This is a genomic window from Streptomyces europaeiscabiei (genome assembly GCF_036346855.1).
GTDB lineage: Bacteria > Actinomycetota > Actinomycetes > Streptomycetales > Streptomycetaceae > Streptomyces > Streptomyces europaeiscabiei.
This window is the reverse complement of record NZ_CP107841.1, coordinates 10,356,944-10,371,795: the sequence shown is the minus strand read 5'-3', so window position 1 is coordinate 10,371,795 and position 14,852 is coordinate 10,356,944. Positions and strand designations below refer to the sequence as shown.

The following is a 14,852-nucleotide window of genomic DNA, read 5'->3' as shown; positions in this document are numbered from 1 at the left end:
AGAGCGTCGAGACGACGGGACTCGAACCCGGGATCGGCGGCTGGACACGAACCCGAGATCCTCACAGCGCCCTGGTCCCATGAGAAAGGCGAGGTCTGGAGAACGACGGGTTCCGGGCCCTGGTCTCCGTCGACGCGGGGCGGCTGCCGCTGCGTTCGAGGCACGGCGCTCACATGGCGCCGGCCCTCCGGAGGTCGTGGCCGGGGCCGTGCAACTGCCGGACGCGACGGCGCCGGACGGGGTGATGTCACCAGTACGGATGTCTCAGACCCAGGGTGTCTCAGGCGGTGCACCTCCGTGGCCGAGACGCGTTCGCCGCCGATGATTCGGGGAGCCGAAGAAGGAAATGGGCCGCACGGCCGTCGGCACGGCGCAGATAGCCTGCGCGAATGAAGCGGATTCAGCGGGCCGCCGGCGCGGTCGTCGGCTCAGCGGTGGGTGACGCCCTGGGTGGCCCCTTCGAGTTCGGCCCCCAGGGAGCGTTCACCGCGCGATTTCCCACTCCTGGTGCCGGTGGCGAGATGTGCGGAGGCGGTGGCTGGGACCCCGGCGAGGCCACTGACGACACGCAGATGGCCGTCCTGGTCGCGGAGTCGCTGATGGAGCGGGGAGAGCTGGATCTTCCGGACATCTTCGCCCGCTTCCAGCGCTGGGCAGCGTCAGAACCGAAGGACATCGGCTTGCAGACCGAAGACGTCCTGACCAACGGCTTGCCCTGGGACCTCGCCGCCGCGACCCATTTCCAGGTCAACCAACGAGCAGCGGGAAACGGCTCCTTGATGCGGGCCTCGACCTCCGCGGTCCACTTCGCGGCCGTCGGCCAAGAAGCCACCATGGACGCGGCCCGGCGCATCGCTGCCCTCACCCACGGTGACCGCGCGGCCTGGGAAGGCACCGCGATCTTCCACGAACTCATCCGCGTCGCGTTCGAGGACACCGACCCCCTCACCGCGCTCCCGGACATCCTGGCTCTTGTCCACCCCGACCACCGCGGCCGCTATGCCACCGTCCTCGATCCCGCCTGGCACCCCGATCAGGCGACCGAGTTCAACGGTGCCGTCTGGCCCTGCCTGGGCTCCGCCGTCTGGGCCCTGCGCACCACCACCGGTTTCGAAGACGCCATACGCGCGGCGCTCGACCTCGGCGGTGACACGGACACCGTCGCCGCGGTGACCGGAGGCCTCGCTGGGGCGTACTACGGGCTGGAGGCAATCCCCGCCCACTGGACCCAGCCACTCCATGTCCCCCTCCCAGGATTCGATGGACGGGTGCTGCACCTGGTGGACCTGCTCCACCTTGCACACCGCCTCGGAGGCTGAACCGGGTCCTGCTCGGCAGTCGGCCGTTGGACGAACGTACGGCCACCTGCGCCGATCCACTCCGCGGTGCTCTTGCGCCGAATTCCGGTCGCCCCTCGCAGGCCAGCCCCTCCTCGCAGGCCGACCCTGGCGCCCGAGCACCGCGGCTGATGCTGCCTCCAGCCTTCCGACGGTCAGTCGCTACTGACCGTTCGATCCTCCTCGCGGGCCTCTTTCCGGTTGCTCGGGCGAAATCAGTTGGCGGGCCTGCCGAACCAGCGGGAGAGGTGGTCGTCCAGGTTCTGCTGATCGTCGCCGATCCAGGCGACATGGCCGTCGGGGCGTACCAGGACGCAGGGAACATCCAGTGCCGCAGTGGGGTCCGCGAGGTAGTCGACCCGGTCTGCCCAGCCGCCGACGTTCAGGCGTTCGGTGCGGTCCAAGAGCAGGCCCCGGCCGCGATGCAGCAGACCGTAGAGGTGGCCGTGTTTCATGTCCATGTCGGGCAGGCGGCGGCCGAGCAGGTCGGGGCCTTCGCCGAAGTCGTAGCGGATGTGGATCGCGGTGATCTTCTCGATGAGATAGCGGTTCACCTCGTCGATGTCCATCAGCTCGGTGAGCAGCCTGCGCACGGCCTGCGGCCCCGGTTCGGTGGAGTGCAGTTCCATCTGGGCTCGGGTGTTGTCCAGCACCTCCTCGGCGACCGGACGGCGTTCTGCCTGATAGGTGTCCAGCAGTGTTCTTGGCGCCCAGCCGCGGATTTGTGCGGCCAGTTTCCAGCCGAGGTTGAATGCGTCCTGAACGCCCAGGTTGAGGCCCTGTCCGCCGGTGGGTGGATGGATGTGTGCCGCATCGCCGGCCAGCAGCACCCGCCCGACCCGATAGCGTTCGGCCAGCCGGGTGGCGTCCCCGAAGCGGGACAACCAGCGCGGGGAGTGCACGCCGAAATCGGTTCCGGCGATGGTGCGCAGCTGTTGTCTGAAATCCTCGAGGGTGGGTGGTTCCAAGCGATCGCTGACTCCTGCGGCGGGCACTACGACGCTATATGCCCCTTCGCCGAAAGGCCTGAGCCAGAACCGCTTGTTGGTCTCGCTGATTTCGGTCACCTTGGCGGTGATCTCCTCCTGCGGTACACCCACTTCCATCTCGCCCATCAGCGTCTCGGTCCGCGAGGGCTCACCGGGGAAGCCGACGCCGAGCAGTTTGCGCACCGTGCTGCGCCCGCCGTCACAGCCGACGAGGTAGCGCGAACGCAGCTGTTCGCCGTCGGCCAGCTCGACGGTCACACCCTCGTCGTCCTGCTCGAAATCGTCCACCGCACAACCGCGCCGGACCTGCGCACCGAGTTGGGTCGCATGTTCTTCGAGCAGGTGAACGATGACCGGCTGCGGGATGCCCAGCAGATAGGCGTGCGCTGAATCCAGGCCCTGGGGCGCGGGTTTGTTGATGGCGGCGAAGAATCCGCCGGCCGGACGCTGTCTGCCGTGTTCCCGAATACGATCCAGGAGTCCGCGCATTGCCATCAGCTCGAGACTGCGAATGTGCAGACCGACGATGCGGACGAACGAGACGGGCTCGGTTTCCTTCTCCAGAACGAGTACCCGCACATCGTGCAGCCGCAGTTCGGCGGCCAGCATCGCGCCGGTCGGCCCGCACCCGGTAATGATCACGTCGAACATGAGGGGCGCGCGATCGGCGCCGGAGCCCGGCGACCGGGGTCCGGGTACGTCGTCCATGGTGAAGTCGCGCTCGACCGTGCCGTTCGACGACGGCTCGGCGGTGAACCGAGAAGAGTGCATAGGTGTTGCCTTTCGGGAGTGCCTTGTTGGCGAGGCACTCCCGGCGACACCTACGTCAATCGCCCGACCGTTACGGAAAGGGGGAGCACCCACATCGCTACAGCGTTCATGGGTCTCACCTCCTCGGGCGGTGTCACGGTCAACGGCAAGCTACAAGCCCGAGCATCACCCCGTCCACTCATTTCCCAGCCACGTGAGCACGACTCCGAACGGGCGTCCGGGGCGCTGAGCAGCTCGCTGAGGTGGTCACGGAAGTCGTTCGGGTATCTGTTGACCGAGCCGAACAGGACAAGGCTGTTGCTGGTCATGCCCTTGTGGCCGAACAGGTGGGTCGGCCGTCGTTGACGGCTGTGAGCAGAGCGACGGCCTGGTGGACGACGTCGAGCACGACCCCTTCGGCTTCGTCGCCGATGAGCCGGCGGCCCTTGAGGACCCTGCCGCACGGGTTGTGGCGGATAGGGCCGTCCGGGCCGTTGTCGATGAACGCGCAGTCGGGGGCGAGTTCCCGGACAGCTGGTGAACAGGCGGTGTTCAAGGGGCGGTGTTCAAGTGGCGGTGTTCAAGAGGGTTCAGGTCCCGGCAGATCACATTCACCGAGACCGATGGTCCTGCACAACCGCCCATCTACGCCGAGGGCGAGCCCCCACAGCCGGGGCGCGAGGGCCGCCGAAAGTACGACTGGCAGCCCGCGACCGCCGCGCCGTCGTGGATGAACCTGGCCTGCCTCCTGGAAGACCTCGCCACGTGGGTCCGGCAAATGGCCGACGATCACATCGCCTTGGTCGGCCTTGAAGCACCGGAGCCGGCCTGGTGCGACCTGCTCGTCCTCGACGGTGACAGCGCCTACCGAGCCCGGATCGCTCTGGCCTGCCGACGTGAGGTGCTGGACTTCCCTGGAATGTATCTGCGAGACCTGTTCGCTGAAGGTCACTACCGCGCCTACCTGACTCCCGACCCCACCGAGAAGCTGCCGGTAGTGGACCTTCGTACCGTTTTGTGATCCTTCGCAGGTGGTGCTGCGAAGGCGGCCTCTTGCGCGGTCCTCGGGACCGCGCAAGCACGCCTCATACGCCGGCAACTCCGTCGATCCCCTCACGGATCAGGTCGGCATGACCGTTGTGACGAGCGTATTCCTCGATCATGTGCACCATGATCCAGCGCAGCGAGGCCCCCTGATCACCGACGTGACCCGCTTCCTCTTCAGACAAGCGGCCGGAGTCGTCCAGCGACGCGTCAGCGATCAGCTCACGGCCCTTGGCGACCTCCCCTTGCCAGGCAGCCATCGCCTCGTCCAGTCCCCGGCCCGGCTGAAGGGCAAAGCCGTCGCCATTGCTCTGCCCGAAGACCGGCGGCAGGTCCTGGCCTGCGAATACACGCTGGAACCAGTTGCGCTCCACCTCAGCCAGGTGCTGAACGAGGCCCAGCAGCGTCATCGACGACGGTACCGCTGCGGGCAGTCGTAACTGATCATCTTTCAGGCCCGAACACTTCAGGGCGAGAGTCGCACGGTGAAAGTCCAGCCACGCCTCCAGCATGGCGCGCTCGTCAGCATGTACAGGCGGGATGTGTCGTCCATCCTGTGTCGTATTCATGGACACACCGTCGCAGGAGCCGCCGTGATCTTACGGCCGTCTTCGCCGGCGGCGAACAGTGACTGACGCGGGGCCGCCGACCGGGATGGGGGGTGTTGTGGGTAGTGTTTGCCGCTGACCGCCGACCACATCAGCCGTTGAGGTCGCGTCATCTGTCCAGGTTCGATGGACCAACACTCCGGAACCGCGCCCACCCTGCGGAAATTCGTTTGTGCGGCTTTTGTGTCCGGTGCTGCAATGCACGCATGGACCATGCCCAAGTGCTACGCCTGTTCGATCGCCAGATGCGCCGTGACGTCCCGCCGGACCACGCTGGGGTGCGCGTCGAGCGCGTGGCGAAAGTGGTCCGCCAGAGCGGCGGGCCGGAAGACTGGAACGGCATCGTGTGGTCGGACCTCGACGCGTCGAACGCGGACGCCGCGATCGCCGAGCAGGTGCGGCACTACAGCGCGCTCGGGGTCGAGTTCGAGTGGAAGACGTATGCGCACGACACGCCCGCCGACCTCGGCGAGCGGCTGCTGCGCGCAGGGTTCACGGCCGAAGATCCCGAGAGCCTGATGATCGCCGAGGTCTCCGAACTGTCCACCGTCGTCGAACCCGCCGAGGATGTAAGGCTCGTGGACGCCACCGACGAGGCGGGCATCAGGCTCGCGGTCGAGGTGCACGAGGCTGCGTTCGGCGCCAGCGGCGAGCGGCTGCGCGGCCAGTTGCTCGACCGGCTCACGCACAACCCCAGCAGCTTCGTGCTGACCCTGGCTCTGGTCGGTGACCGGCCCGTCGGGGCAGCCCGGATCGAGTTCACTCCGGGCGCCGACTTCGCGAGCCTCTGGGGAGGCGGAATCGTCTCGGAGTTCCGCGGCCGCGGTCTCTACCGGGCCTTGGTGGCCCATCGCGCCGGCCTCGCTGCCGCCCAGGGAGTACGCCACCTCCAGGTCGATGCGATGCCAACGAGCCGCCCGATCCTTCAGCGGCTCGGTTTCGAGCGGCTGAGCACGACGACGCCGTACGTTCGCAGCTGCTGAGAGGGGGCTCCAGCGTGGGCGGATTGCCCTTTGTCCCCTAGCCTCGCGCTTTCTTCCTATGCGTGCGGCCACGTCGAGGGCGGCCGTCGCGGAGTGGTTTCGCAGGCGGGGCGGTACTGCTGGTCGAGAGGGTCCCCAAGTCCGGTCGGGATGCGGGGATATCAGCGGCGCTGTGGTGGCCACGGCCGTCGGGTCGAGCGTGGCCACGGTCGGGGCATCGTCCGACGGGCGTGAGCGGGTCCGGCCGTGGCTCAGATGGCCTGGAGTGGCTGCAGCAGGCTCAGGGTGTCGGCGTTGAACCAGTACTCGACGAACTTGCCGTGCTCCACGCGCAAAGTGTCGGTTCCGGCGTAGGTGATCACGGTGCCGGGCGCCGCCTTGGCTCCGGGGAAGCCCCCCGCGTAGGTCCCGGTGGCCACCCAGCGAGCGGACACGTAGCGGCCGTCGACCAGTGGGCCGACCTCCAGGCCGAACCGCAGGTCGGTGAACACCGACACCTGATCTGGTCGACCAGGCCCTCGACGCCGCGGATGGAGCTGCCGTCGGTGCCGTCGAGCAGGGCGGCACGGACCGGGAAGTCGGGCGAGATGGTGCTTGATTGCTTGGCGGTATCGCCGTTCCACACCGTGACCCCGGTGGCGAACATCGTCCTCAGGTTGTGGGCGGCGGTGTGCTGGTCGGAGTCGGCAACCGACGGGTGCGCGGCGGCCGCGGGTGCAGCCTGGGTGAAGGCGGCGGTGGACGCGAGGGCCAGAGGGGCGGTCAGCGCGAGCGCTCACACATTTCCAGTGTTCCCGGGGCATCGTGCAGTGCATCCCGCAGACGTTCGCCCAGCGCCACGCGCCCGGTACCTCTGTGAACGTCTACGATCCCGTGGCATGCATCGCCGCCGTGATGCGGTACGTCCGCAAACGGTACGACGTTGCCATCGACGGTTCCAATCTCGCCGGGAAGGTTCAGCAGTTCGACCCCCACCGGGATCCTCGCGGGTACTGACGGCAAGGCTGCCGGACGAGTACGACGAGCGGCGCCTGGCTCCGGTCGGGGGACCGGCGCCGCCGAAGGGATCGGGGCGCGGCAACCGTCGCGGCCACGGTCGTTGTGGCCGGTCCGCTCCCGAATGGGGTCCTTGAGGACGTCCACCGGGAGGTCCTCGACCGGCCGCGGTCGGACCATGGCCCAGCGGATCCCTTCCCACGCACGCAGTCCCCCGGTGGCGGGACGGAGCTTCCCATGGCCACCGGTGCCCCGACGGCGTCTCAGCCGGCAGCCACGTAGACCTTGCGCAAGGGGGAACGGACCTCCCACTCGGTCCGCTCCCCCGCGTGCAGGCGTACGACGACGCCGGGTGCCAGCTCGATGCTCTCCCCGGTCTCGAATCGCACGGTCGCCTCTCCGGCAAGTACGACGAAGACCTCGTCGACCTCGACGTCGCGGACCGCGCCGACCGTCAGTGCCCACAGTCCGAGTTCTGTGCCCCGGAAGTCGCCCAGATTCTTCGTGGCTGCCACCGGACATCCCGCGAGGATGTGGTGCTCCTCCAGTGGCAGCGGGTCGAGTTCGACCTCGTGTGCGTTGACGCAACGGTCCATCACGACACCATCCTTGGGTAGAAGATCCGTCAGTTCTCGTCGACCACGAGATCCGCCGTCGGAACCGAGCAGCAGAGCAGGACCTGTCCGCCCCGGGGTTCGACGAGCGGGTCGGTGAGGTACGCCGTTCGGCCATGGACCGTCGCCGCGCACGTCCCGCACACTCCGGCGCGGCAACCGGCGGGCAGCGTCAGTCCCTGGGACTGAGCCAGTTCAAGCAGTGTTCCCGACTCGGCACTCCACTTGGCGGTCACTCCCGATGCCCGGTAGGTCACCTGGAACGGTCCCGCGTGCGGTGCCGGCCGGGGGGTGAGGTCCACGGTCCTCGGGGAGTAGAAGGCGTCGTACCGGATCGAGCTCGTCGGCACGCCCGCCGCCTGTGCGGCCGCCCTCATGTCGGTCACGAACGAGATGGACCCGCACATGTGGACCTCGGTGGAGGCCGGATCGGTCAGGATGCCGGCGATGAGAGTGCCGTCCGGACGTCCGGGGTTGTGTTCTACCGCAGCGTCCTCCTGCCGTGGTCTCGTCACGTACAGGTGCAGGCGGGCCCGGCGCAACCGGGCCGCGGCTCGCTGGAGTTCATCCCAGTGCGGCAGGCTCTCGATGTCGCGGACGACGTGCACGAAGTCCACCGGACGTTCGCTGTGGGCTGCCACCAGGGCGTGGGCCATGGCGAGCGCCTGCGTGACGCCGATGCCGGCGGTCAGGACCAGGAGCCGGCGGTCCTCCTCAGCGTCCATGACGGCATCCCCGAACGGGCCGGTGACCAGGACCCGTTCGTCCTCGCGCAGGCCGGACAGCCACGGTGACACGACGCCGCCCTCGCGGTACTCGGCGGTGATGCGTGCGAGTCCGTCACCGGAGCGGCTGATGGTGTAGTTGCGCCATCCCGGAGCGTCCAGGTCGGTTCGGTGCACTCGCAGGTACTGGCCGGGACGCGCCGCCGCGAGAGCGGGACTCGGGTCGTCCAACTCGACGCTCGTGGCAGTGATGGCCGGCCGGCTGACCGACGTCACCCTGGCCATCCGTGGGGCCGACGCCATCTCCGCCTCGCTCAATCCTTGGCTCGCGTAGGTGAGCGTGCGGCGCGGGCCGACGTGCACGTGCTGGCCGATCCTCAGGCTGCCCGGAGTCCTGACCTGGGCGTAGACCCCGCAGTAGAGGTGTCCGAAGTGGCCGACGAGGATGCCTGGGACATTGACCTCGGTGTCGCCGGTGACGGGGTCCACGGCCGTGGCCCTGCACCGCTCCACGGGGCGCAGCACATCGAGGTCGACCTCGCCGATGCGCAGCCGCCCGCCGGGGAAACCGAACTCCGCCCACGGGGCCAGGCCGTCGATATACAGGTTGGCTCTGAACCGTCGTGGATCGAGTGGGGTCTTCGCGACCCGTGCGATGTCGCGGACGGTGGCGAGGTTGATGATCGATATCGGGACGTCGGCGAAGTCCCACAGGTGGCTGCCCGAGGAGACCAGGCGCGCGGTCCTGCCCGGGGAGCCGAACCAGTGCTGGATCCGGGAGGTGACGCAATGATCGTCGTCGAGTCGGCAGTCTTCCCGAAGCCGGACTCGCAGTTCTTCGCCGTCCCGGGCCGTGAGCACTAGCTCGGCGCCCCCTGTAGGCCCGGGTACTCCCCCGGCCTTGCGCGAGATGCGAGCCGAGTAGCCGCCGAGGTCCGGTCTGGTGTCCAGGGCGTGGAAGGCCTCGTGACTCGTCCAACTCCCGAAACTCTCCAGTGGGATCGCATCGTTGGCCAGGCCGAGCAGGCGGTCGAAACGCAGGCCGTCCGGACCGAGGAAGGCCTCGTCTAGTGATTCACCGCCCAGGCCCTTGACCGGGTAGCGCCCGATGTCGGCCAACAGCGGAGGCCGCATGGCCTTCATTCTTCCGCTCCGAGCACGGTCAACCGCACCTGGCCGGCCAGACCGCCGCCGACCGACAGCGTTTGTGTGCTGGTGACTACCCGCGTCGCCAGCCACGGGTTCTCCTCGGTGCCGGAATGCCAGAGGTGGTACGGGAAGTCGCTGCACGCCGGCTGGAGTCGCAGGCGGTGACCCGGGCGGAGCCGGTATCCCGTGTGGCCGAGGTCGATCTCGACGGTCTCGCCGCGCCGGGGCGGAAGCACCGTCTGTCCACGGACGAGCATGTGGGCCGAACCGTCAGGAAAGACGTCGAAGAGCTTGGCGAACAGATGCATTCCGGGCGCGGTGGACTCGACAGTGAGTTCCGCCCTTACCGGGCCCGCCAGGTCCAGCGGCGCGGATGCCGGAGCCGCGGTGAAGGTCAGCAGGTCGGGACGGGGATGGAGCCCACTCTCGTCGACCCATTCGCGCAGCGCCGAAAAGGGATCCCCGGTGATGCTGGGCACCATGTCGTGCGGGTCGTGTGTCCATCGCACCGTGTGCGGTGGATCGGCAGGGGTCTTCGGGCTCTCGTGCAGCGAGCCGCCGTCCGTGTCCCGTACTGCCATGTCGGGTTCGGCGAGGTGCAGCACGAACTCACCGGCTTCCGGCGGCGGCCAGTTCGTGGAGGTACGGAAGCCCACGTGACCCAGGTGCCAGCGCACCCGGGGAAGCGACTCCTCGGGCCGCTCGCCCTTGAGGAACACGTCGAAGAACTCCAGCACCGGTGCGACGTCGTGGGCGATGGTCCGGCGCAGTGCCTTGTCGTCGGTGCTGTGGTCGTTCTCCGGTTGTACGGGTGAGCGGGCGAGGCGGTGGTTCTCGTGGTCGATGGAGTCGGCGTACAGATAGGTCACCGGGCCCCAGGCGGGGTGTGTCGCCATGGCCGTGTAGTCGTCCATGGACTCCCCCAGCAGGTTGTCGAACCAGCCGACTCCGTGCAGCGTCGGCACCGGCGCCGCCTGGGACGGGTGGCCGTGGGGAAGCGGTTCGGCGGGCTGCGGGTGCGGTACGTAGCTGTCGAAGGCCGCGGACCTGCTTCTCGAGGCGGTGAACGCCTCTTCGAATGCTTCCAGGAGCGGTCGGCGGTCGTGGTCGATCGGGGTGTGGACGATGTCACGGGACGCCCAGTAGTCGGCGAGGTATTCCGCCGCGTAGAGAGTGACGATCCGCTCCGGCTCCCGGTGCGGCACCGCCACGGCCAGTTCCATGGAGGTCACCCGGGGCACGATCGCCTTCAGGGCCGGATGAGCGGTGGTGACGGCGGCCCACTGGGTGAATCCGAAGTAGGAGTCGCCGCACATGCCCACGACGGCGTCGGACCACTGCTGCCGGTTGATCCCCTCGATGGTGTCGTAGCCGTCCTCGGCTTCGTGGACGAAGGGCACGGTCTCTCCCTGGGAGCGGAACTTGCCGCGGACGTCCTGGACGACCGTGGCGTATCCGCGCGCGGTGAACTCCGCGGCCGTCTGCTCCATGAAGCAGTAGCGGCCGTTCTTGTCGTACGGCAGGCGGATCAGCACCGTGGGGCAGCGGCCCGGAGAGGCGGGGAGATAGACGTCGGTGGCGAGTTCGACGCCGTCCCGCATGGGCACCATGTGCTGTTCGGCCGACGCGCTCAGAGGGGCGGGGCCGATGTGTTCGGTGGCTATGGGCATGGGAGAGTCCCTGTCAGGTTCATGACGTGTGCGCGGTGACGCGTTCCGTGTCCGACTCGGGTGGGGCCGATTTCCGCGGCTTCCCGGAGTGTCCGAGCGATTCGGTGCGGCAGGGCGACGGCAGGCCGAAGAACCGTCGCCGGCCGACCACATGGGCCTGCCTCTTGTCAGGGCGTACGGCCGGGCCTGTGTCAGTGGCCCGGCGGTCAGTGGCCCGGCACGGTGGCGGCGCGGCGGCGCGGGACCCATCCGGGCCGGGGGACGGCGGACAGCAGGCGCTGCGTGTAGGGGTCCTGCGGGTGATCGAGGATGCGGGCGGTCGGGCCCGCTTCGACGACGCTGCCGCGGTGCATGACGACGCACTCGTCGCTGACCTGGCGGACGACGCCCAGGTCGTGGGAGATGAACAGGTAGGCCACCTGGGTCTCGGCACGCAGGTCGGAGAGGAGGTTGATGATCTGGGCCTGGACGCTGACGTCGAGCGCGGCCACCGCCTCGTCGAGGATCAGCAGCCGGGGCCGTAGTGCCAGGGCGCGGGCGATGGCGGCGCGCTGGCGCTGACCGCCGGACAGGGCCCGAGGGCGGGCGGAGCCCTGGCGCTCGTCGAGACCGACCTGCCGCAGGAGTTCCTGGACGCGTTCGCCGTGGTGCGCGGTGTCGTCCGGGAAGTGGACGCGCAGAATCTCCTCGATGGCCGCGGCGACGGTCTGGTGCGGGTCGAGGGAGGTGTACGGGTCCTGGAAGACCATCTGCACTTCGCGGGCTCGTGCCTTGCGGTCCCGTTGCCGGACCCGGCCGCCGGCGCGGGCCGTGCCGGCGTACTCGACGAGACCGGAGGTGGGTGTCTCCATGCCGGCGATCATGCGGGCGACGGTCGTCTTGCCGGATCCGGACTCCCCGACCACGGCCAGGGAGCCGCCGGCGGGCAGGGCGAACGACACGTCGTTCACGGCCACGAAGCCCTCTCCGTTCCCGGACCGGGGCGACGGGAAGACCTTGCGCAGGTTCTCCACGCGCAGCAGCGGGGTCATACCGTCTCCGATCGTTCCGGGGCGTCGAACGTGATCCGTCCGCGCAGTTCCTCGGCCCGGTGGCACGCCACTTGGTGGTCGTCCAGTGCACGCAGTTCCGGGCGTTCCGTGCGGCACCGGTCCTGCGCGAAGGGGCAACGGTCGGCGAAGACGCACCCCGGTCCCGCTTCGAAGGCCGAGACCGGGCGTCCCGGGATCGCCCACAGGCGTTGGACGTCCACGGTGCTGGGGCGTGAGGCGAGCAGTCCCACGGTGTAGGGGTGCCGGGCCGTGTCGTGGAGGTCCCTCGCGCTCGCGCTCTCGACGACGGTTCCCGCGTACATCACGGCGATCCGGTCCGTGACCGCGGCGGCCAGGTCCAGGTCGTGGGTGATGAAGACCATGGCGAGGCCGCGCTCCACACGCTGCTCGTCGAGGATGGCCATGACCTCCTCCTGGGTGGTGACGTCCAGAGCGGTGGTCGGCTCGTCGGCGATGATGAGCCGGGGCCGGGCCAACAGCGCGGAAGCGATCATGACGCGTTGCAGGAGGCCGCCGGAGAGCTGGTGCGGGTACTGCCGCATACGGCGCGGGGCGTCGGCGATGCCCACCTCCCGCAACAGGGCGACGGCGCGCTCGGCGGCCTCGGTGCGGGGCACGGAGGTGGTATCGCGCAGGCCCTCGGTGAGGAAGTCGCCGATGGTGCGCACCGGGTTGATGTGGGTGCGCGGGTCCTGGTGGATCATTGCCACTTCGGAGGCCCGGTACCGGCGCAGTGCACGACGGTCCATCCCGGTCAGGGACACTTCGCCGAAGCGCACTTCGCCCTCCACCACGGAGCCTTCGGGGAGTAGGCGCATCAGGGTGCGTGCCGTCATCGACTTGCCGGACCCGGACTCGCCGACGAGTCCGATGGCTTCTCCCGGCTTCAGGGTCAGGTTGACGTTGTGCAGGACGCGTCGCAGGTGTCCGCGCACGGGGATGTCGAGGCGGAGGTGCGCCACCTCCACGAGGAGGTTGTCCATGCGTGGGTTGTCCATGCGTGGGTTGTTCATGCGTTGGCCTCCGCGCGGTCGGCGAGTCGCTCTCCGAGCAGGTTGAAGGCGACGACGGTGACGACGATCGCGAGGCCGGCGGCGAGTGCCGCCTGGGGCCGGCCGTTGAGCAGGGCCGTCTGACCGTCGGCGATCATCAAGCCCCAGTCAGTAGTGGGTGGTTGGACGCCCAGACCGACGTAGGAGATGGCGCCGAGTTCCACGAGCGCGGTCCCGAAGCTGATGACGGCCTGGGCGCGGATCACCGGCAGCAGGTTCGGCAGGAGGTGCCGGGTGCAGATCCGCCACCCGGACAGGCCGGCCAGCTCGCACGCCTCGATGTAGGGAAGGTTGCGTTCCCGGTACGCGACGGAGCGGACGATGCGGGTCAGGTACGGGGTGTACGCGATGGCCAGTGCGGTGACGGGCGCGGTGAGGCCGGAGCCGAACAGGGCCACGGCGAGGACCGCGAACAGCAGGCCGGGGAAGGCGAACAGCACGTCGGACAGGCGGGTGATCGCCCGGTCGAACCAGCCTCCGTACCAGACCGACGCGATGGCCAGCGTGGTACCGGCGACCGTGGCGACGGTGACCACGAGGGCGGGCCCGAGCAGGCTGAGCCGCGCTCCGTACAGCAGCCGGGAGAGGATGTCGCGGCCGAGCGAGTCGGTACCGAGCCAGTGCTGGGCCGAGGCGCTCCGACCCGCCGCGAGCACATCGGTCTGCGCCGGGTCGTACGGCGCGAGCAGGGGCGCCGCCGCCGCGACGCAGACCAGCAGGACACAGACGGCCATGGCCACGACGAGCACCATGTCCGCCGAGCGCAGACGGCGGGTGACCCGGACCAGGGGTGCGGGGGCGGGCAACCCGGTGAGCGCGGTCATGCCTTGCCGCCTTTCGTGCGCAGGCGCGGGTCGAGGAGGGCATGGAGGACGTCGACGAGGCCGGTGACGACCACGAATGAGGTGATCAGCAGCAGGCTGATCGCGAGCACGACGTCGTAGTCCTTGGCGGACACGCTGGTGATGAGCAGGGAACCGAGTCCGTCGAGACCGAATGCCCGCTCGACGACGACCGCGCCGGCCAGAAGTCCGGCCACGGTCAGGCCCAGCACGGTCGTGATGGGGATGGACGCGTTGCGCAGGACGTGCCGGCGGAAGACCAGGACCGGAGCGATACCCCTGCCGCGGGCGGTTTCGACGTGTTCACGCGAGCGTTCGGTGCGGATCGAGGTACGGGTGATCTGGGCGACCCAGGCGCTCCAGCCCAGGGCCAGGGCGACGGCGGGGAGCGTGAGGTGCCACATCCGGTCGCCGAATCCGCCGGAGCCGGCTCCTGTCGTGGGGAACCACCCCAGCTTCAGGGCGAAGAGGCTCACCAGCAGGGACGCGGCGACGAAGCCGGGGATGGCCACTCCGACCGCGGTCAGGGTGACCACGAACGGGCTGAGCCGTCGGAAGGCGCCGCCGACGATGCCGAGGGTCACGCCCAGCACCGCGATGAGGACGGCGGCGTACGCGATCAGCAGCAGGGTGGTGCCCAGCCGTGGTCCGATCAGGTCGGCCACGTCCGTACGGTAGGTGATGGAGGTGCCCAGCCGTCCTTGCGGCAGGCCCGTCAGCCAGTGCCAGTAGCGGACCGGGAGTGGGTCGTCCAGGCCGAGTTCGTGGCGTGCCGCGGCGAGCTGTGCGGGGGTGGCGTGGCTGCCGGCGAGTTGGATCGCAGGGTCACCAGGGGCCGCGGAAAGGGCCGCGTACACCGCGAAGGACGAGATCAGAAGGGTGGCGAGCGGGCCGGCCAGCCGCTTCGCCACGACGGCGAACCGGTGTACCGGGAACCTGGGCCGGCTCGGGGTGGTGGCGGGGGGAGCGAGGGTCATGATGTCGTGCGATACGGCCGGGTGCCGGCTGCATCTCCTCCGTCCGTACCTGGCGATGGATGGC

The 14,852-nt window shown here is 69.1% G+C and carries 14 protein-coding genes; 3 read left to right on the top strand and 11 right to left on the bottom strand.

Annotation, left to right across the window (positions count from 1 at the left end):
• Nucleotides 1–389 precede the first annotated feature (389 nt).
• Nucleotides 390–1,319 (top strand): ADP-ribosylglycohydrolase family protein, encoded by a 930-nt coding sequence (locus tag OG858_RS45035; protein WP_328543789.1) that lies wholly within the window; start codon nt 390–392, stop codon nt 1,317–1,319.
• A 233-nt stretch (nt 1,320–1,552) separates the two neighbouring features.
• On the opposite strand, the gene rox is transcribed toward OG858_RS45035, so the two are convergent.
• Nucleotides 1,553–3,097 (bottom strand): rifampin monooxygenase, encoded by a 1,545-nt coding sequence (gene rox, locus OG858_RS45030; RefSeq protein ID WP_328543790.1) that lies wholly within the window; start codon nt 3,095–3,097, stop codon nt 1,553–1,555.
• 304 nt (nt 3,098–3,401) lie between these two features.
• Complete coding sequence (locus OG858_RS45025; RefSeq protein WP_086751740.1) at nt 3,402–3,632, bottom strand: hypothetical protein; 231 nt, start codon at nt 3,630–3,632, stop codon at nt 3,402–3,404.
• Between the two features lie 222 nt (nt 3,633–3,854).
• Here OG858_RS45025 and OG858_RS45020 point away from each other — a divergent pair, with 222 nt between their 5' ends.
• Nucleotides 3,855–4,097, top strand: a complete 243-nt coding sequence (locus OG858_RS45020) for a hypothetical protein (RefSeq protein ID WP_327747696.1) — start codon at nt 3,855–3,857, stop codon at nt 4,095–4,097.
• Between the two features lie 64 nt (nt 4,098–4,161).
• Here the strand turns inward: OG858_RS45020 and OG858_RS45015 are convergent, their stop codons facing one another.
• Nucleotides 4,162–4,689: a DinB family protein gene (locus OG858_RS45015; protein WP_328543792.1), complete on the bottom strand. Its 528-nt coding sequence runs from the start codon at nt 4,687–4,689 to the stop codon at nt 4,162–4,164.
• A 245-nt stretch (nt 4,690–4,934) separates the two neighbouring features.
• Between OG858_RS45015 and OG858_RS45010 the strand changes: the two genes are divergently transcribed.
• Entirely contained in the window at nt 4,935–5,711 is a 777-nt protein-coding gene (locus OG858_RS45010) for a GNAT family N-acetyltransferase (protein ID WP_086751737.1), read from the top strand.
• 251 nt (nt 5,712–5,962) lie between these two features.
• On the opposite strand, the gene OG858_RS45005 is transcribed toward OG858_RS45010, so the two are convergent.
• The 8 genes from OG858_RS45005 to OG858_RS44970 all read right to left on the bottom strand — a co-directional run bounded on the left by OG858_RS45005 (nt 5,963) and on the right by OG858_RS44970 (nt 14,788).
• On the bottom strand, nt 5,963–6,202 hold the full coding sequence (locus OG858_RS45005; RefSeq protein ID WP_319266950.1) for an ester cyclase: 240 nt from the start codon (nt 6,200–6,202) through the stop codon (nt 5,963–5,965).
• A gap of 768 nt (nt 6,203–6,970) precedes the next feature.
• Nucleotides 6,971–7,303 (bottom strand): cupin domain-containing protein, encoded by a 333-nt coding sequence (locus tag OG858_RS45000; protein WP_086751733.1) that lies wholly within the window; start codon nt 7,301–7,303, stop codon nt 6,971–6,973.
• A gap of 29 nt (nt 7,304–7,332) precedes the next feature.
• Nucleotides 7,333–9,180, bottom strand: coding sequence for an MOSC domain-containing protein (locus OG858_RS44995; protein WP_319065923.1), 1,848 nt, complete (start codon nt 9,178–9,180; stop codon nt 7,333–7,335).
• A gap of 5 nt (nt 9,181–9,185) precedes the next feature.
• On the bottom strand, nt 9,186–10,865 hold the full coding sequence (locus tag OG858_RS44990) for a CocE/NonD family hydrolase (protein WP_328543793.1): 1,680 nt from the start codon (nt 10,863–10,865) through the stop codon (nt 9,186–9,188).
• 206 nt (nt 10,866–11,071) lie between these two features.
• Nucleotides 11,072–11,896, bottom strand: a complete 825-nt coding sequence (locus tag OG858_RS44985) for an ABC transporter ATP-binding protein (RefSeq protein ID WP_086751728.1) — start codon at nt 11,894–11,896, stop codon at nt 11,072–11,074.
• Nucleotides 11,893–12,930 (bottom strand): ABC transporter ATP-binding protein, encoded by a 1,038-nt coding sequence (locus OG858_RS44980; protein WP_328543794.1) that lies wholly within the window; start codon nt 12,928–12,930, stop codon nt 11,893–11,895. The genes OG858_RS44985 and OG858_RS44980 overlap by 4 nt, the downstream gene beginning before the upstream one ends.
• On the bottom strand, nt 12,927–13,793 hold the full coding sequence (locus OG858_RS44975; protein WP_086751726.1) for an ABC transporter permease: 867 nt from the start codon (nt 13,791–13,793) through the stop codon (nt 12,927–12,929). The genes OG858_RS44980 and OG858_RS44975 overlap by 4 nt, the downstream gene beginning before the upstream one ends.
• Nucleotides 13,790–14,788 (bottom strand): ABC transporter permease, encoded by a 999-nt coding sequence (locus OG858_RS44970; RefSeq protein ID WP_086751724.1) that lies wholly within the window; start codon nt 14,786–14,788, stop codon nt 13,790–13,792. Before OG858_RS44970 ends, OG858_RS44975 begins: the two co-directional genes overlap by 4 nt.
• Between the last annotated feature and the right edge of the window lie 64 nt (nt 14,789–14,852).